This is a genomic window from Streptomyces sp. NBC_00028 (genome assembly GCF_045041065.1).
In the GTDB taxonomy this organism is placed as follows: Bacteria; Actinomycetota; Actinomycetes; order Streptomycetales; family Streptomycetaceae; genus Streptomyces.
The window spans coordinates 136,720-156,468 of the sequence record NZ_CP108294.1; the positions used below are offsets into that span (position 1 = coordinate 136,720).

The window sequence follows — 19,749 nt, forward strand, 5'->3', positions numbered from 1 at the left end:
CGTCGTGGGCGGTCGGGGTCAGGGCCACTCGGGCAGGTCCTGCGGGCGCAGTGTGATCAGGTCGCTCTCGTCGGGAGCCGCCATCTCCGCCACCCGGTACGCCTGGCGCTCGGTCATGGCCTGGAAGGTCTGGCGGGCGGTACGGCCGTTGCCGAACCGTTCGCCGCGCGGTGTCTCCTCGAAGTAGGCGATGAGCGCCTCGCGGGCGGAGGCCGTCAGCCGGTACTGGTGGCGTTCGGCATGGTGCTCGACGATGTTCACCAGCTCGGGTGTGTCGTAGTCCTCGAAGAGCAGGGTGCGGCTGAAACGGGACGCGAGGCCGGGGTTGGAGTCGATGAAGTGCTCCATCTCGTCCGGGTATCCGGCCACGATGACCACGACCGAGTCCCGGTGGTCCTCCATGAGCTTCACCAGGGTCGCGATGGCCTCGTGGCCGAAGTCGTTGGAACCGGCGGCCGGGGTCAGGGAGTACGCCTCGTCGATGAACAGGACGCCCCCCATGGCCTCTTCGAAGACCCGCTGGGTCTTGGGCCCGGTGTGGCCGACGTATTCGCCGACCAGCGAGGAGCGGTCGGCCTCGACGAGATGGCCGCGGGCGAGCAGGCCGACCGCGGCGAGGATGCGGCCGTAGAGCCGGGCCACCGTCGTCTTGCCGGTGCCGGGGTTGCCGGCGAAGACCAGGTGACGGCTGAGCGGGGGTGCCGCGAGCCCCGCCTCCTCCCGGCGCCGGACCATCTGCATGAGTTTCACCAGCGACGAGACGTCGTTCTTGACCCGCTCCAGGCCGACGAGCACGCCCAGTTCGGTGAGCAGGTCGTCGAGGTTCTCCTCCGGTACGTCCTGCTCGGCGTCGCCCGCTTCGGCCGTACCGCTCACCGTCCCCTGCGGGCCCGCCACCGCGACCCGTGCCGTACCGGCGGCTTCGCCGGATCCCGTGGCGGACGTGCCGGGAGCCGGCCACACCGGCTTCTTCACGTCCCGTGCGGCACAGCCCGTCACCTCGGGCTCGGCGCCCTCGTCCACGCTGAGGTCCTCGGCGGTGTCCGTCACCAGCAGGTCGCGCAGCACCGGCCGCGCCCCGGCGGCGACATGGACGGCCGGGTACGCGGTGGCCGACAGCACGCACTCCTCGTACCGGCCCTTCGCGCCCTCGCCGACGAACAGGCCGTTCTTCCCGGTGTCCTTGACGGTCAGGCGCAGCACCGTGGGGTCGGCGTCCCGGGCGACCACCAGCCCGGAGCCCTCGGTGCCGGAGACCGCGCAGTCGCGGAGTGTGGGTGCCGCCTTCTCGGCGACGACGACACCGGCCGTGCCCGCGCCGCTGACCCGGCAGTCGGTGAACTCCGGAGCGCTGTCGGGGCCGCAGGTCAGTCCGGCGCGCTCGACATCGGTGATCCGCACGTCCCGGACGCGGACCTCGCCGCGCGACTGGGCGGTCACGCCGTTGCGGCCACGTCGTACGGTCATGTTGTCGACGGTGGCCACCGCGTATCCGTCGAGATGCAGCCCGGACAGTCCGCAGTCGGCGGCCTGGCAGTCCTCCAGCGTCAGCCGGCCGCGTTCGGCGGCGGCGATGCCGTGCTCCGGGGTGTCGGCCACGCGCAGGGCGACGAGTTCGGCCGTTGCCTCACCGCCGACATGCACCGCGCTGAAGGCGGTCTCGCGCACCGTGCCGCCGGTGACGCGGACCTCGGCCCGCTCGCCTACCAGGATGCCGTTGCCCTCCGCGCCGCGCACGGTGGTGTCGGTGACGACCGCCCGGGCGGCGCCGCGCACCATCACCCCGCAGGCGCCCGAGCCGTTGATACGGCAGTCGACCAGCTCCAGCCGCGCGCTGCCGTCGGCCGACACCCCGGCCGCACCGCTGTCCCGGACGGAACACGCCGACACCAGCACGTCCCCGGTGCCGGCGGCGAGAATCCCGGCGGCACCGGCCCCGGTGACCTCCCCGCCGGTGATCCGTACGCCGCCGCCCCCGTCGTCCTCCGCGCGCGGGGCGGATCCCAGCACGCGTACGGCCTCGGCGGCGGCGTCCTTGACCCGGCACTCGTCCAGCACCACGGACGCCTGCTCCTCGACGAGCAGCCCGTTGCGTCCGGCGCTTTCGACGACGCAACGGCGGATGACCGCCGTGGCCTCGCCGCGCACCCGGGTGCCGGAGCCGCTGACCGAGCGTACGGTCGAGTCCGTGAGGTGGGCGGTCGCGGTGCCGGACACGACGACGCCGGTGCCGTCGACGTTCGTGACGAGGGTGCCGGTCAGCCACAGTTCGCCGCTGGTGTCGGCGTGCACGCCGGCCAGTTCCGCCTCCCGGATCACACTGCGGGTGATCCGCAGTGAGGCCGCGCGTACGGCCTCCACCCGGCCGCCGGCGAGGTCGCACTCCCGCAGCTCGGCCGTACCCGCCGTCACCAGCACCAGCGGACGGGACGGGTCCGCGCCCAGCACGGTGAGGCCACTGAGCGTCGCCGAGGCCGACACCTCCAGTACGGGCAGCCCCGGGGCAATCGAGGTGAGCCGTACCGTGCCGGGCCCGTCCTCCGCGACGAGTGTCACCGCGCGGTCGATCAGCAGACGTTCGGGATACTCGCCCGCGGCAATCCGGATCTCGTCGTCGGTGTCCGCGGCACGCACCGCGTCGGCGATCGTACGGAACGCGCCGCGGCGCGCGTTCGGCCGTACGTGATGGATGGCGGGACTCACGTCTCGGTTCCCTCTGTGGGTGTGGGGTGTGTTCCGGGCTCCACGAACCCGGGGTTGGTGAGATAGCGCCCGACCGGTCGGCCGCCCTCCAGCCGCTGCGCGCCGCGAATGTGGCGGCTGTCGATGCCACCGGGGAAGAGCACCTCTGCGCGCTCCGGGTGGGGTGCGGCCAGGTCGAGCGTCGCGGTGACGTCGACCCCGCCGGGCGCGGCGACGTCGTACCGCCAGCCGTAGTGGGCCAGCAGTGCCTCCGCGCGGGACGGGTCGGCCGTGGCCTGTGCGCGCAGCCAGTCGATGGTGCGGGTGGCGGTGAGCCAGGCACTGTCCGGGGTGTCGTCGGCGCCGGCGTGGGCAGCGACGTGGACCAGGTGTCCGCCCGGCAGGCGCAGCCCGTCGGCGAAGACGGCGGCCGGGTGCTCCGCCCCCGCGGCTGCGAACACGTACAGCTCTTCGTCGTCCGCGCGCCAGTGCAGGCCGGCGGTCCAGGGCGCGGCCGTCAGTTGCGACATGAGGGGGTTCGCCGCGTCGGCGGTGATCGGCGCGGGCGTGGGGGCGGCATGCGGCGTCGACGTCGGCAGCTTCAGAGGTGTGACGGCCACCGGCCCCTGGCGCCCGGGCAGTTGCCAGTGCCAGGTTCCGACGCCTCCGTCCGCGGTCGACGGCACGAAGACTCCCCTTAGCCCGAGCGCGCTGTTCTCGATCGCGTACGCCGAGGTGTGCGGTGTGTCTCCGTCGTGGCCCCACATCGTCCAGCGCCCGGTGTGCACCAGGGCGTCGGGGAACTGCTGCCGGACCGCCTCGAACGCCTCCGCCGGGTCCGGGTGTGCCGGCCCGGCCGTCTCGAGTGCCCTGACCGGCACGGCCTCCTCCTCGACAGTGACATGTGTTCCGGTGGCGACCTTATCCCGGGTAGGTGTCGGCTCGGCCACCGAGGTGTGTGCTGCGAACATATCGCTCGGCGCATTGGTGTGTGCTGACATAAGTGTGCCATTCCCAGCGAGTGTGTCCGGTGCGAGGGCCGTCGGCCTGACCGCTCCGGGTTCGAGTATCTCGACGGTGAACCCGTGCCCCGCCTCCTGGGCGAACTGCTCCAGCCGTGCCTGCTGTTGGTGCGCCGGGGTGCCGCCCTCCCGCACGAGCACGACCCGCTCCACGTCTTCCCAGCGCACCCCGCCGTGCACCTGGGCCTCGAAGAACCCGACGAGGTGGCGTTCCAGTTCCCCGGTGTCCCGCAGCAGCCGGAACTCCTCGTCGTAGCGGAAGCCGGTCGCCTCGGCGAAGGCGAGCCGGACCAGCCGGTCGGGCCCGTGGTTCAGCAGCGGCAGCAGATTGCCGGAGCCGGTGATGCTGCGGGCGCCCTGCCGCCCCGGGCTGAAGCTGTCTCCGGGGGTGAACGTGGCCCGCTCCAGCAGTTCGCGCTTGAGGTGGAAGACGGCGTTGCCGTACAGGCCCAGGCCGCGCGGCCGGTGCTGCGAGGTGAGGGCGGCGTAGTTCGGCAGGTCGGCGCGGTCCGCCGGGGTCGGGGCGAAGGACTCGTCCCAGGCGTCCAGGCCGGGTCTGGGCGGATAGATGCCGGCCGCGTGGGTGGTCCGCTTGACGCTGGCGGGGTAGCCCATCGCCTCCTCGGCGGCGCCGCGCCGTTCGAAGTACCGCGAGTAGCCGGGCACGACCTCCCACACGTTGCGCAGCAGGCGCTCGTCGCCGGTCATCGCGTCCAACAGCGTTCCGTCGCCCACCCGGGCGCCGAGGTCGATGTTGACCGTCAGCGAGAGGTCGGCCAGCAGATGCCGGTGCACCCGCTGGACGACCGGGCCGAGGTTCTCCTCGTCGAACGGATAGGACCGGGCCCAGCGCCAACTGCCGTGGGCGCTCAGCAGGTTGTCGGTCAGCCGGTCCCAGTCGGCGGAGAGGGTGCGCAGGGCCCGCCGTTCGGCGAGCACGACCGCGACGAGCTGAGCGGGCGCCAGCTCCCGCAGCGACGTCCGCTCCTCCAGGACGCGGAACAGCCGGACGTCCTCCTCGAAGGACGTCGCCTGCCGCTCCAGGACCTTCCTCAGCTGGGTTGTCCCGTCGGCGGCCGTCAGCGCCTGGTCCAGCAACTGCCGCTGTACGACGATGTCTCCCGCGTACGCCTCCTGGCCGATGGCCGGGTCGGCGGGCCGGCCGTGGGCGGAGGCCGGGTCGCTCACCCAGTGCGCCACCGTCAGGTCGGGTCCGGAGGGGACCAGGGCGTAGGCCGCTCCGTCATCGGTGTCGAAGACGACGTGGCTGGCGGACGGGATGTGCTCGACGGAGACGACGGAACCCTCGGGGGCCACGGAACCCCCGGGGGCCACGGAACCCCCGGGGGCCTTCGAGCCGGACGGCGCACCGCCTCTCGGCGACCGCGACCAGTGCGGCGCCCCGCCGCCGAGCCCGGGCGCGGTCCCCACACGGCTGACCGCGTACGGCAGCGGCCTGCCGCCCGTCACCTCGGACCAATGGGACTCCGCCAGGGTCTCGGCGGCCTCGGCCCGCTCCAGCTGCGCCTGGGCCAGCGCCCGCCGGGTGCCGTCGCTGTCGGCGACGCCGCCCACGCCGGTGTCCTGCCGCTCCTTCAGCTCGCTCAGCACCCGCTCGGCGTCGGCCCGCAGCCGCCGGGCGTCGCTGAGCGCGGCGCCCGCGTCGATGGCCTCGTGCTCGTCCACGGCGAACTCGGCCGGCTGTTTGCCCTTGTCGAGAGGGCGGGCGGCGGTCAGTTCCGTCGGCCGGGTGAAGACATGGCCCTGGTCGACCACGATGCGTTCGGTGATCTGTGCCGACGGCACCGAGACGCCGACCGGGACGACGCCCGAGGCCTCGGTGTGGGTGCTGCCGTGGTGGAAGGTGAAGGTGAACTCGACGTGCCCGTCGTAGTGGTGGAGCGGTGTCGGGATCTTGGCGTTGGTGAAGGTGCGCCCGCCGGTGAACTGGTCGCCGCGGGTGCGGCGTCGGAAGCCGCCGCCGAAGGTCACCGCGGCTCCCAACTTGCTCTCCAGCGTGCCGGCGACCGCGCCGGCCTGGCCCAGCAGGAAGAACTGCCGTGAGTGCAGGTCGCGTCGGCCGAACACGTAGGTCTTCTCGGTGGCGAGGGCGACTTCGGCCCTGGGCTCGGGGCGCGAGTGCGTCAGGCCGAGCAGGTCCGCCCTGACCGACACCCACGCCTCACGGCCGTGCACCCGGAACGACTCGCCGCGCAGCTCGCCGCCCCGGGTCAGCTCAGGGAGGGCGGCCATCAGCCGGTCCTTGGTGAAGCCGCCCATCACCAGCTCGCTACGCCGCTGCCCGGTCCGGGTGACGTCCGACCAGGCGCTGCCGAACACCCTGGCGCCCTCGCTGTCGAGCAGCCCCCGCAGGGACTGGACGTCGGGCAGGTCCCGGACGAGCTGGCCGTCGGACATGCCGTGCGTCAGCAACGACTCCGGCGGCCGGGGCACCTCGACCTGTGCGGGGACCGCGTCCGGCCGCTTGGGAGGCAGAGGCCGTCCGACGCCGGGTTCGGGAGCCGTGAAGCGGGCCCGGTCGGGCGCCGCGACCCTGACGGTGTCGGCGCTCGGCAGCAGCGCCTGGAAGCCGATCTCGGCCTCGCCGACACCACGCACCCGCACCCCGAAGGTCCGCCTGGTCATCGGGGCGAAGCCGAGCGCCGCCTGGCCGGTGCGCCGGTTGTCGACCGCTGCCCGGATACGTGTGGTGTGATCCGTGAGCGCCTTGTCGAGCGACGCCTTGGCCCCGTCGAGCCGCTGCTCCAGCGCGTCGATCTCGCGCTGCGGGCGACCGGTCGCCGAGGCATCGTCCAACTGCCGCTGGAGGCCCGCCACTTCCTCGCGCAGTCCCCTGAAACGGACCTGTTCGTCGACCGCGTCCTTCGGCACGCGGGTGTCGACCCCACGCCCGAAGGGCCGCCACCGGTCGCGGACCTCGAAGTGCAGCCGCGCCACACCGTCGTAGACGCTGCCGGGCACCTTGGTCTTGGTTCCGGCGGCGGTGCGGATGGCGGAGGAGGAGTCGGCGAGGTGTTCGGACTGGGTGGTGTGGGCGAGGGTGCCGCCGCCGAAGACCTCGGCCGGTGAGCCGCCGATCGGGTCGGAGGTGCCGACGACGGTCACGTTGGTGCCGTGGGAGGTGATCTGCGGCCCGTCCAGTCCGCTCTCCGTACGCCCGCCGCCCGTGCCACCGACGGTGGCCGAGTGGAACTCGGTGGCCTTGGTGTCGGCGGTGTGGGTCATCTCCTGCACGCTGGCGCGGATGGCCACCTCACGGCCGTTCACCCGGACGACCCACGGCTGTCCGGCCATCATCGACTTCAGCTGGCGCTGGAACTCGGAGGCGGGCAGCCGCTCCGCGAGCTTGGCGCGTGCCGTCTTCCAGTCGGCGGCCGAGCCGAACAACTTCGGTCCATTGGGGTCGAGTTGCCGCAGGACGTCCTCCACGAGCCGGGTTCCGGCCGCGTCCCCGCGCATTGGACGCGTGTCGAGGACGACGTCCTCGGCGCCGAGCCGCAGCGAGTCGGCGATGCGGTCGGGAACCCGGCGGTACTGCTCGGGCCGGTGGGCCGCACCGGTCGCGGGGTCGGCGGGCAGGTCACGGACCGGGAAGGCGAACTCGCCGTCGCTGGTCACCGTGAACGTCCGCTCGTCGCCCCGGCCCGGCAGCGCGTGGGAGATCTTCGCCTCGACCGTGTAGGTCACCTCGCCCTTGAACACGGCCGCCGGTTCGACGGTCTTGTTCTTGGCGACGACGCCGCCGCGGACGTCGGTGCCGTGACCGGCGACGGACTCCTTGTGCCGTACATGGCCGAGCGTGAAGATGACGTGCGGGGCCTTGAACCCGGCGCGCTCCCACAGGGTGCGACGTACGTGCGAGTCCTTCTGGACGGACGCGGCAGCCGCGGACTCCGTGCCCTGCTCGAACTCGAAGTCCTTCTCGACCCGCAGGTACTCGGTCATCCGGGCGTCGGCCGCGGTGATCCGGATGTCGGCGGTCACCGGCCCGGCGCGGAAGCTGCCGCCCCAGGTGTCGCCCGCGGTGAGACCGGCGGTCCTGGGCTGGAGGGCGATCGAGTCGAAGAAGTGCGCCACCTCGCCCTCGACCTGGTCCCAGCGTTCCCCGAACGGGTCGGCGAGCTGCCGCCGGAGCTCCTTGACCACCTGGTCACCGGGGAGTTCGAGGACGACATCGCCGTTGCCGATCCGCCCCGAGTCGGACACCCGGAGCGGGGGCCGCACACTCAGCCCGGTCCCCGCGCGCGCAGGGGGCGTGGGCGTGACGGTGTCCGGGCGGCGGAAGACCTGGCTGCCCACGCCCTCCGCCGTGATCTCGTACCGCTGTGTGTGGCTCTTCGGGAGGGCGACGACGAACCGCACGTCGGTCCGGCCGCCGTGGGTCGCGCTCTCCCCGACGCGTCCGATGTGCGCGTCGACGCCGACGGTGGCGATGTACACCGTCATCGGTTCGGGGTACTTGGCGGCGGCCACGCTGCTGTGTCCGCCGGACACCCCGTCGGCGGTCCGGGCCCGGTGCGCGATGCCGCCGCCGGGGGCGTGCACGCCGAGGGTGAAGTCGCTGCCGAGTTCCGGCTGTACACCGCCCTGCGCCAACTGGCCGTGGCCGAGGGCCGAGCCCAGTCGGCCGCCCGTCTCGTCGGCGACATCGCTGAGCAGGTTGATCTCGGCGGCGTCCAGGGTCCGCACGTACTCCAGCGATTCCAGCCGCCCGCTCAGACTCAGCTGTGCGTTGGAGCGCAGGGGCGTGGGCAGCGGGGTGCTGCGCGCGACGGTGCCCCGGGTGAGCTGGGGCAGGGTCGCCGCGAGCTGCTCCCGGGTGGCCATGTCGTGCGCGGCCGGGCGTACGTCGGCCCAGTCGGCGCCGAAGTGCTCGCGGCCGGCACCGTCCACGAGGTCGGCGAGCCGGGGCGACTGCGCGGCGTCCAGGGCGCGTTCCTCGCCGGAGAGTACGTCGAGGACGACCGCGTGGGAGGGCAGTCCGTCCCAGACGCCGGGTGCGGGCCGCCAGGCGTGGTCGCCCTCTTGCAGGGCGGGGGCCGCCATCCGGCGCGGGCCCTGGGGCCGGGTGGCGGCGGAGAAGGCGCCGGGTTCGGGGACGGGGCGGGCGTCGGCGGCGTCCATGAGGACCTGGAAGCCGAGCCGGGCCTGTCCGCCGGACGAATGCGGAGCGCGGCCGACGCCCGGGGTGGAGCCGGCACCGAGGGGGTCGGCGCGGTGGACGAAGGAGAGCGTGGCCACGCCGTCGAAGACGGCGCCGGGCACCTTCATCTTGACCGCGGTACCGGCCCGGACCGACTGCTGCGCGGTCAGCGCGCCGTCGCGGTCGAACTCGCCGTGCCCGACGCCGGTGACCGTGGTCGGGCCGGCGTGCAGGTCGGCGCTCTGTACCTGCATCGTGGCCCGGACACCGTGCTCGGAGCCGCGTGTGTGGGTGTAGACCCGGGTGACGTCCGAGCCGGTGTTGAACTCGGTCTTGTCGGTGTTGCGCAGGTGCTTGAGCGTCGTCACCTCGGCGGTGACCAGCAGGCTGCCCGCGTCCGGACCGAGGTCGATCTCCAGCGCCTCGCCCGCGGTCATTCCCTTGAGCCGGTACTGCAGGGAGTCCAGGGAGCCGACGCGGTCGAGGACCAGCTCCCGCACCGCGGGCCAGCGGTCGCCGAAGGCCCGCTTGCCGTACGCCTCCAGCGAGTGCGGGTCGGCACCGCTGCCGAGGAGGGCCGTGTGCAGGCTGCCGGAGACACGTACGCCGTCGGCGTCGACGAGGAACAGGTCGCGGACGGTGTCCATGCCACCCAGCGCGAGGGTCTGCTCGACCCGGGCCGGCGGCAGGTAGTGCTGCATGTCGGCCGTCGGACGGACGTCCCCCTCGGCGACGGCCACGGGCACCTTCGCCGACACCTCGACCCGGCCGGCCGACACTTCCGGGCGGGCGAGGTGCTTGCCGGAGGGGCCGCTCACGGCGGTGACGTCGAACTCCAGGCGGACCTCGACGTCGAGCTTCAGCGCCGGTTCCGGGGTCTTGGTACGGCTGAACAGACGTCCGCTGGAGGTCATGCGGTGCGACTCGGTGCGGGACCAGTTCGAGGACAGGTGTCCCGTCAGATCGGTCTGTGCGGCGGCCTTGCCCTTGACGAGCACACCGGCGGTGACGACCGACCGTGTCTCGCGCTGGAACCCGTCGCGGACGAGGGACTCGCTGCCGTCCTCGAACTCCAGGCTCTTGAAGGCACCGTCCGGCTCCGCCTTGGTCACCTCGGCCCGCACCGTGATGTCGCCGCTGAAGCCGGCCACGTCCACGGTGAGGGTGCGGGTCTCACCGCGGGTCATCGCCGACAGCGACGGCCAGACCTCCCGGCCGAGCTGCGCCTGGAGGTCGGCGCGGAGCGCGTCGCGCTGGGCCGGGGTGAGGGCGTCGTCGAAGTGTGCGACGAGGTCCCGGGTGACGGCGGCGGTGGCCTCCGGGGACGGCAGCACCCGGTCGGCGCCGCCGATCTGGCCGGTGCCGGTCATGCGCGGGGGAGCCTGCGGCGCCGGAGGAGCTTCCGGAGCCTTGCTTCCGGCCGCCTCGGTCGCCCGGGCCGGTTCCGGCGAGGCCGCGTGGTGCGTCGTCGTCGACACGTCCGGGCGACCGGCCGACGGGGCGTGCGGGCTGATGTCCACGGCCTCGCCGGGGCGCGGGGCCGTGAGGTAGTCGACGATCGTGTGTACGTCGTGATCGGCGAAGCCCTTGGTGTGGTGGGCGGCGACGGGCTTGAGGTTCCTGACGTAGGGGCGGTCGCCGCCGCCGGGAACCCAGCCGGGGTGCTCGTAGGCGTGGGTGAGGTCGTTGAGCTCCGCCTGGATGTGCGGGGGAAGCTTCCCCTTGCCGTCGTACTCGGCCTTCTTGGCGTGCTTCAGCTCGCGCACCTCGACGGTGATCTGGCCGGAGCGGGTGGGCGGGTGCTCGATGACGAGGCGTTCGTAGCCGGGGGGCATGCCGTTGCCCAGGGTCCGGCCGGTGCCGGGGATCTCGTGCCACTTGGCCATCCGCTCGCCGCCGGCGCTGCCCGGCTCCTCCAGATAGCGGACCTGATGGCCGGAGAGTGCCATCGCTTCGAGGTTGCCGTTGCGGAAGCCGAGGTGCTTGAGCCGGCCGTCGCCGGCCCGGTTCAGATACTCGAAGAGCCGCATCTGGCCGATGCGGGTGTTGCCGCCCCACGTGTGCAGGCCCTCGGGGTTCTTCCAGAACGCGGTGAGGTTGTGCACGTCCAGCCCCATGGCCCGGAAGTCGCTCGCGATACCGGGGAACTTGCTCGGCCGCCCCGAGTGGGCGGAGGCGTCTCCGGCGATGATGACGAGCGGACTCTGCGCGCGGTCGGCGGTGCGGTGGTGCAGGGCCTGAAGGATCTGCCGTACGCCGGTGTGGCTGGTGTCGTGCTCGACGTGGATCTCGCCGCGCTTGCCGCTGAACCGGGTCCACAGCACGACGACGTCCCGCCCGGCGACGTCGGGGACGCCCCTGCTCTTCAGCCAGTCGCCGACCGCCTCCTGCAACTGGGGTGTGAAGTGGGCGTCGTCGAGCTGCCAGGCGGCCCGCAGGTCTTCGCGCAGGCCGGGGCCGAAGCGTTCGCCGACCCAGGTGGTGGCGGCGCTGACCGAGACGACGTACTCGTCCATCTGCCTGCTGGCGGGTGCCGTACCGCCGCTGCTGAGCACGGACTCGTTGATCTCCCGCCAGTGGTTCAGACGCAGCTTGTTGGCGTTCTGGCCCTCGGCCACCTCCCGCACCTGGACCCGGTGTGCGTCGATGCCGCTGGCCACGTAGAAGCCGCGGATGTCCTCGCTGCGGTCCCGGTGGTCCAACGGGTTGCGGACCAGCAGCACTTGCAGCTTGGGGTCGCTGTGCAGGGCGGCTGCGACGCCGAACTGGTCGCCGGTGGCGTACCCGTTCTGGAACAGCAGTTTCTGAAGCCGTTCGTCGGGCTTCTTCGCCTCGAACTTCGCCGCCTTCTCCGCCTTGTCGGCCGCCGACGCCTTCACCTTCTTCGAGGTGGGGGCGTTCGGGACGGCCGCGTGCTCGTCGTACTGGTTCAGTCTGTTGAGGTGTTCGACCAGGGCGGTACGGGTGCGGACCGCGAACTTTCCCAGGTCCGGATGACCCTTCAGCAGCTTGAACTCGGCCGGGGAGAGCACCTCCTTGATCAGGGCGGCACCATCCAGCCTGGTCAGCTTGGTGCCGTCCGAGACGATCTCGTGGAAGGCCAGCTTGTGGAGGATGTCCAGCATCCCCTTCTGGTCCGCCACACCCGGGTAGTGGAGCGTCAGAAAGTGCTCCAGCTGCTTCTTCCAGGTCCCCGGATGCGCATGGCTCTGGGTGAGCCCGGACATCAGCTTCTGCGGGTCGGCGGACATCTTGTCGGCGATCCGCCCGCCGTCGGTGACCAGGGCCAGCTCGGGGTCGAACTTCACCATGTGGGCGGGGTGTTCGAGCCACGCCGGGTTGGTGATCTGCCGGGACTTGATGAGGTTGTCCAGCAGATGCTGGCCCTCCTGCGCCTCGAACGAGAAGGCGTTGTGGTTCTTGCCGCCCACCTTGCTCTTGTCGACCGCGCCGAAGTGGATTCCGTCGTCGAGGGTGTCGTAGGCGGCCGTGTCGACCCGTACGAACGTGTTCGGTTCGGGGAAGTAGATGGCCCGGGAGTCGACCGTGCCCATGGCCCCGCGCACCGCCAGATCGAGATCCGCGGCCTTCATCCCGGCCAGCGACTTCTCGGTCGTCCCGGCGGGCAGCTTGTAGCCGCCGCTGATCGCCTCCGGGTAGTGCACCGAACCGTCGCTCTTGTACGTGAACTTCGCCCCTTCGATGGCCGTGACGGCCCGGTCGAACAGCGGCCGGTTGTCGACGACGAAGTCCTGTACGTCGGAGTCGCCGATGTGCAGGTACAGCTGCCCCTCGGACTCCCCGGCCGGCCTGAGCTTGCTGATCATGTCCCGGGTGAGGTCGTCACGGATGATCGCCTCCCGGATCGCCCCGTACGGCACCTCCTTCTGCTCGCCCTGCCCCACGGTGATCTTCTTGGGGTCGGGCTGGCGCCAGGTGAAGCCCGTCACCGAGACGGAGAAGGTGCCTTCCGTCTCCCACTTCTTGGCGAACTCCTGGATCTTCTCGAGGATGAGATCGTGCTTCCCCGCGCGCCCGTTCAGGCCGATGACAAGGCCCAGACGCTCGTTCCAGCCCTGTCCCGCCCCGAACGACTCGCCGTACTTCTTCGCCACGTCCAGCAGCAGGTCGGGCTTGTCCTCCACCTTCACGGGCACGGTGGCGACGAACCGGAGGTCGTCGCCCGGCTTCAGCGCCCCCTTCGCGGCGCCGTCGTACTGTGCCACCGGCTGGAGTTCGTAGTACTCGTAGGCCTGCTTGAAGTCGGAGTTGCTGCCGAAGCGGCCGGGGTCGGCGTGGCTGGTCCACGGGTCCGGCGGCGGAGGTGCCGCAGCCTGCTTCTTCGCCTTGGCCTTGGGCCCCGGGGCCGGCGTCAGGTCCACGGAGTGCGACGGAACATGTGCGGCCAGGGCGTGACCGGTGTCGGCGTAGGCGTCCAGGGTCTGCTGGAGCATCTGGAGATGCCACGAGCGCACGGCGCTGCCGTTGAGGCCCTCGGTGTAGTCCCCCATCAGGCCGGCCTTGTTGTCGGGGCGATGGGCCGCGTCGGCGGCCCGGTACTCGTCCCGCAGGCCGAGCTGGTGGCCGAGTTCGTGCGCGAGGTCCGTCTCGGACGCGTCCAGCGGCCAGTGGTACTGGTTCGCCCCGGAGCCCGCCTCGCCGGCCGTCACCGTCAGATGCCCGCCCAGCGGGCCCTCCGCGCGCTCCAGCGTCACGTGCAGCACGCTCCCGTCCGGAAGCACGTGTCCCGGCTGGTTGAACAGCTTGTCCACACCTGACGAGGCGCGCTGCCACAGCGCGTCCGCATCGGCCTTCGGCACACCGTCGTCGGCCAGCTTCACCCGGATCGTCAGGTCCGACACGGCGTGCCCGTCGACCGCGAACGTGCGGATGTCGAACCCGGCCTTGACCACATAGCGCGTGAACTGCGCGTTGTCGAGGATCGGACCCGAGAAGGGCTTCGCGCGCCCGGGATGGGATATCGGGTCCGTCCAGTCCCGGTTGCGCACGGTCTTCGGTACGGCGGCGTCCCGTGCCGCCTTCCACGACCCGTGCGAGGCCAGATCACCGCCCGCCTGTGCCAGGGCGTCGCCGAAGTGCCCGTCCGTCACCGCCTTCGCCACGGCACCGGGGGCGCTCGGCGCGACACCGTGCACGGCCACCTTGTTGAGCTTGTTGATCTCGGTGACCAGGACGTTGCGGGTGTTGACGGCCATCTTGACGAGGTCTTTGGCGGACGCCTGCATGTGCAGGGACTTCGACGCCTGGGCGAAGGACCTCATGTCCTTCTCATGGGCCTTGGCCAGCGCCGGGCCCTCCAACTTGACGAGTTCGGAGCCGTCGGTCCTGATGTCGTGGAAGGCGAGGTCGGCGAGCGTCCGCGCGGCGTTGGGGTCCGCGCCGAGCAGACCGGCGTGATGCGTCTGCAGATAGTCGGTGACCTGGTCGGTCCACACCTTCTTGTCGGCGTGGCTCTGGGTGAGGCCGCCCATGAGGGACTTCAGATCGTCCGGAAGGTCCTTCGCGATCCGGCCGCCGTCCGTGACGAGAGCGAGGTCGGACCTGAACTGGACCATCTTGGTCAGGTCGCCCTCCCACATGTTCTCGCGGGCCGCGATGACGTTCTTGAGGAGGTGCTTTCCTTCCTGGGCCTCGAACCGCCACTTGTCGTCCTGCTTGATCCCGAAATGAATCTGCGCCTCAAGCCCTTCGTGGTTCGCGGTGTCGACCCGCAGGAAGGTGTTCGGCTCCGGGAAGTACACGGCACGAGGGTCGACGGCGTTCATCGCGTCCCGCACGGCCAGATCCAGATCGGCCGCCTTCGTCGCCGCGGCCGTGTCGGTGAGCTTGTAGCCGCCGCTGACGACCTCGGGGAACAGTGTCTGTTCGTGGACCGTGGTCACCTTCATGTCGTTGATGACCTTGGTCGCGGTGTCCAGCAGCGGCTTGCCGCCGACCGTCATGTCCTTGACGTCGGCATCACCGATGTGGAGATACACCGGCCCGTCCGACCCGACCTTGGTCAGCATCTGCTGGGTCAGGTCGTCGCGGACGATCGCCTCACGGATCGCCCCGTACGGAATCTCCTTCTGCGTGCCGGCCGCGACCAGCTTGGGATCACCCTGTTTCCAGGTGAAGCCCGTCACGGACACCGAATAGGTGCCTTCCTTGTCCCATTTATCCGCGAAACCCTTGATCGCCTTCTCGATCGCGGCCTCGTCCCCGGGGCGGCCGTTCACACCGATGACGAGCCCCAGCCGCTCCCCTCGACCGGAATCGGCACCGAACGCCTTCTCGTAGGTTTTCGCCAGCTCGAAAAGCTTGTTCTTCGTGACCACGGCCCCGGTGGCGGGGTCCTTGACCTTGAACTCGACGTCCGAGGTCGAAGGGACCGTCGCGATGAACCGGATCTCCTCGCCCGGCTTCAACGCCCCCTTGGCCATGCCGTCGTACTGCGTCACCGGGGTCAGCTTGTAACTCGCCGCGTGCTCACGGAACTGCGGCGAGAAGCGCACCGGGTCCGTGAGCTTCGTCAGCTCACCCTTGGTGGCGGGCGGAACCGGGCCCGCCGAGGACGAAGCCGCCGCGTTCTGCTGGCCGCGCCGCTTGGGAGCGTTCGGAGCCACCCCCGGACCATGACCGTGCGGCGACCGGCCCGGACCAGGTATGCCCAGCGCGTCGAGATGGCTCCCGATCGTCTCGGCGTCCATGCCGAGCCGGCCCATCTTGCCCTTGGCGATGTCCAGGGAGATCTCGGCGTGCTGGAGGCTCTGCTTGGCGCCGGCCTCGTCGACGGTCTCGGAGGGCCGGCCGAGTTTCCCGCCCGAGAGGTCGAGTTGGCGGGCGGCGTCGGCGAGGTCGACCTGCGCCTGCTCGTACTCGTTCCACGCCGCCAGCCGGTCCGCGCCGGTCTTGCCCGCGGCCCCGCCGGTCACCGCCTCGAACCTGCTCAACGGCCCGGGACGGCCGCCGTCGCTGTGCGGACGCGACTGGGGGGTGGGGGCGGAGGACGGCCGCAGGGCGATGTGCTCGCCGACGACGACGGCGTCCGGGCCGACCTGATCGGGGCGCGGGGCGATGTGGTGACCGCTCTGGACGGCGGTCGGGGCGGACGTGCCCGCTGTGTCGCCGGTGCCTTTGCGCTGGCCGAGGAGATCGAGGTTCTCGCGGGCGGAGACGCCGAGGTGGTCGGTCTGGGCGGTGAGGGAGGGGTTGGGCGGCTCTTCGGTCAGCCCGCTCGGACGGGCGGAGGAGTTGGGCGGCTTCACTCCGCCGGAGAGGTGGTCCAGCTCGTGTACGGAGGCCTTGGAGCCACCGCCGCCGGAATGCCCGGCGGCCGTGTCGGTGCGGCTGATCTTGATGCCGGAGGCGGAGGGGGCGCCGGGAGCGGAGCCGGCCTTTGTGTCGGCTGCGGCACCGGATTTCACGTCGACCGCGGCACCGGCCTTGACGTCGACCGCGCCCGCCTTGACGTCAACTCCACCGGCCTTGACGTCGACTGCGGCACCGGCCTTTACATCAACCGCCCCCACCTTGACGTCAACTCCACCGGCCTTGACCTCGGCTGCGGCACCGGCCTTTACATCAACCGCCCCCACCTTGACGTCAACTCCACCGGCCTTGACGTCGACTGCGGCACCGGCCTTGACGTCAACCGCACCCGCCTTGACGTCAACCGCACCGGCCTTCACGTCAACCGCACCGGCCTTGACGTCGGCTGCGACAGCGGCCTTTACGTCGATCGCCCCCGCCTTGACGTCAATCACACCCGCCTTGACGTCGACCGCACCGGTCTTCACGTCAACAGCACCTGCCTTGATGTCGACAGCCCCTGCCTTCACATCAACCGCAGCCCCCGCCTTCACATCCACCCCGGCCGCGCTGAGCACCTCATGCACCTCAGGCGCGACCACGACCTGCTTGCCGTCGGCGTTGGTCAGGCCCCCCGTGCCCCGGTAGTCCATGTGCAGCGTGGTCGGCGTGCCGCTGTGCGCACCGACCTGGAGGCTGATGCCGTCCTGCGTCATCCGAATGTTGGAGATGTCGCCGTCCACGATGCTGCGCAGCTCGGGGATGCCGAGAGCGTGGAAGTCCTCGACGTGGCCGGTCGCGACGCGCACCGAGTTCAGGGCGTCGCCGAGCGCCGTGTTCAGACCGGTGCCGGTACCGGAGATCCCCAGGTCGCTGCGCAGGGCGTGCGTGCCGGAGCCCAGGCCGGAGAGGCCGTGCGCCCCGGACAGGTCGACGCCGCCCATGTGGGTGGGCAGCGGTTCCAGCAGACCGGCGGAGGTGCGCTGGAAGCCGGTGAAGTGGTCGAAGGCGGTGAGGTGTTCCACACTGTCCAGGCCACCGGCGTTCGCCATGAGCAGGTTGTCGCCGGCGCCGGGATGGGCGCCCAGGTCCATCGCGTGCAGGGAGCCGAGGTTCGCTCCGCCGACGTCCGCGCCGACGGTGACGCCGTGCAGGCCGCCCAGTTGGGCGCCGCCGAGGCCGGTGTTGAGCCCTTGCAGCGCACCGGGGTTGAAGCCCTGGAGGGTGCCGGGCTGGAAGGTCTCGAAGTGCGGCATGCCGCCCGTGAACCCGGCGAGGCCGCCGTGGTTGGCGGTGAGCGCGCCGATGTGCAGGCCGCCGCCGAGCGCCGACTGGGACAGGTGGGCGGTCGGCGTGAGCAGCCGGGTGCCGAAGCCCATCTTGAACGCGGAACCGGCGTGGATGCCGAGTTCGAAGAAGTCCACCGGCAGCGTGGCGCTGAGCACGAAGCGGCTGCCGAAGCTGATGGCGTAGACGCCGACCTTGCCGAGCGTGGTGTGGATGCCGGCGGTGGCCATCTGGAAGTCGGCGCGGAAGGTCTGGGCGAGCATCTTCAGTCCGGCGATGGTGATCTTGAGGCCCTTGATGGCCAGGTTGGCCACGCCGTTCAGGCCCCGCAGGACCAGCCCGGGCAGCGCCGTCACGCCGCTGTAGATGCCCCGGAAGCTCAGGCCGCCGGTGAGGATGTGGGACAGGGCGCCGCCGAGGCCGGTGAGTCCCGAGCCGATGGACTTGGGCAGGTTCTTCAGCGCGTTGAACACGCTCTTGGTCAGCCCGCCGACGTTGATGCCCTTGGTGGAGGGGAAGAGGATGCCGATGAAGGCGAGCGCCACGTCCAGCAGCCCCGCCTTGCCCTCGGCGAAGTCGACGAGCGTGCTGATGAACACGACCATGCCCAGGCCGAAGGCGAGCATCCCGATCCAGCCGCCGAAGAAGGCCCCCACGATGGCCAGGATGATCTCCAGGATGCCCAGGGACTTCAGGAACAGATGCCAGGCGTCGATGGGCTGGCGGATGAGGTGCTGGGCGTCCTTCATCCGGTGCTCGTACGTTGTGACCGCGGCGTTGTACTCGTCCTGCGCGGTGTGTGCCTGGGCCTTGAGGCCGTTCAGTTGCGGATCGTCCTTCGACAGCCCCTGCGCGTTCTTCAGCGCGTCGTCCGCCTTCATCTGAACGTCCTGGAGCGCGGTCTTGAAGGCCATGGTCGCGTCCGCGGCGACGGAGAAGGACTGGCCGATGGCGTCGATGAACTGCTTGAGGTGCCCGTCGATCTTCGCGCGCACCGCTTCGGCCGTCCGCCCGACGAACCCGTTGCCCGACTGGTCGAGTACCCGGTTGAGACCGCTGGTGATCTCGTTGCCCAGGGTCTCGGTGTCCCGCAGCCCCTGGTAGAGGGACGAGAGGGTGTCCACGTCGCCGGGTGTGGGGTCGCTGTGCATCCCCAGTGCACTCCAGTCCTGCGGCCGTGCCATGTGTCCCCTCCACGCGGTCGAACAACCCCATGACACACAGTGCGCCGGGGCGGTTGGTTCACATGTATGCGTCCATCGTAATGTGAACACTGATGTGTTCTCGCCGAAGGGCGCCGCGGACACGTATGAGTGGAGGGAGTGGGTATGCCTGGCTACGACCTGGTGATCGACTACGAGTTGCTGAACACGCTGGCCAAGGACACGGAGCGGCTCAAGGAACAGCTCGCCGACTCCCGGCTGCTGGGCCGGAGTGACTTCTTCCACAAGGACGATCTCGGTGGCGCCTTCGGAGCGGTCAACATGTTCCTGCTCCAGTGGACCGGCCCGTTCGACAACGCCAAGGAACTACTCGAAGCGCTCAGCCAGACCTACAAGTTCGCCGCCCAGAAGATGTTCGAGACGGACGCGAAGCTCGCCGGCGACGCCAACGCACAGGCGCTGGGCTGGAAGCACAGCCTCTGGGACATGAACAAGAAGGCCTATGAGGAGTGGAAGAAGCTGACGGGGGAGACGATCCTCGTCCACGCCTGGGACAAGAACGGCCACGAGTACCTCAAGCAGGTGCGACTGGCCGACCCCAACGCCAAGGACGCCCCCGCCCCTCCCGGCCCCGAACCGACCGACACCGACGCGCACAACGACGACTTCGGCGACGGCACCAACAACTACAACCACACGACGCATGTCACCTACGACTCCGAGGGCCATGTGACCTCGAGTGACACGACGATCGACGACGGGCCCGGCGGTCTGACGTACCACGAGCACACCGACACCGGAGCCCACGGCAGCTACACGACCACGGTCACCCACACCGACGGATCGAAGACGGTCGTCGAGGTGCACGGCAACGAGAACGGCTCCGGTACCAAGAACGTCACCGAGACGGACAAGGACGGCAAGACCACCAGCACGTCCAGCTACACCGGGTCGGGTGTCAACACCGACAACCCCCAGTGGACGAACACCGACCCGGACGCCACCGACACCGACGGTGACGGCAAGAACGACAAGAGCGACCCCAACGGCAGTCAGCACTCCAACACCGGTGTCGGCAGCTCCGTTTGACCCACCCCCTCGATTCCGACCGAGCCTGAGG

General features: G+C 70.8%; 3 protein-coding genes. 1 reads left to right on the top strand and 2 read right to left on the bottom strand.

What is annotated here, in order from left to right; genetic code table 11:
* Positions 1 to 18: 18 nt before the first annotated feature.
* Both OG885_RS44795 and OG885_RS44800 read right to left on the bottom strand, forming a co-directional pair.
* Positions 19 to 2,703, bottom strand: a complete 2,685-nt coding sequence (locus OG885_RS44795; protein ID WP_331729082.1) for a right-handed parallel beta-helix repeat-containing protein — start codon at positions 2,701 to 2,703, stop codon at positions 19 to 21.
* Positions 2,700 to 18,650 carry a hypothetical protein gene (locus OG885_RS44800; RefSeq protein ID WP_331729085.1) on the bottom strand — a complete coding sequence of 5,317 codons (15,951 nt, stop codon included), beginning with the start codon at positions 18,648 to 18,650 and terminating at the stop codon, positions 2,700 to 2,702. Before OG885_RS44800 ends, OG885_RS44795 begins: the two co-directional genes overlap by 4 nt.
* 144 nt (positions 18,651 to 18,794) lie before the next feature.
* Between OG885_RS44800 and OG885_RS44805 the strand changes: the two genes are divergently transcribed.
* Entirely contained in the window at positions 18,795 to 19,718 is a 924-nt protein-coding gene (locus tag OG885_RS44805) for a hypothetical protein (RefSeq protein WP_331729088.1), read from the top strand.
* Positions 19,719 to 19,749: the final 31 nt, after the last annotated feature.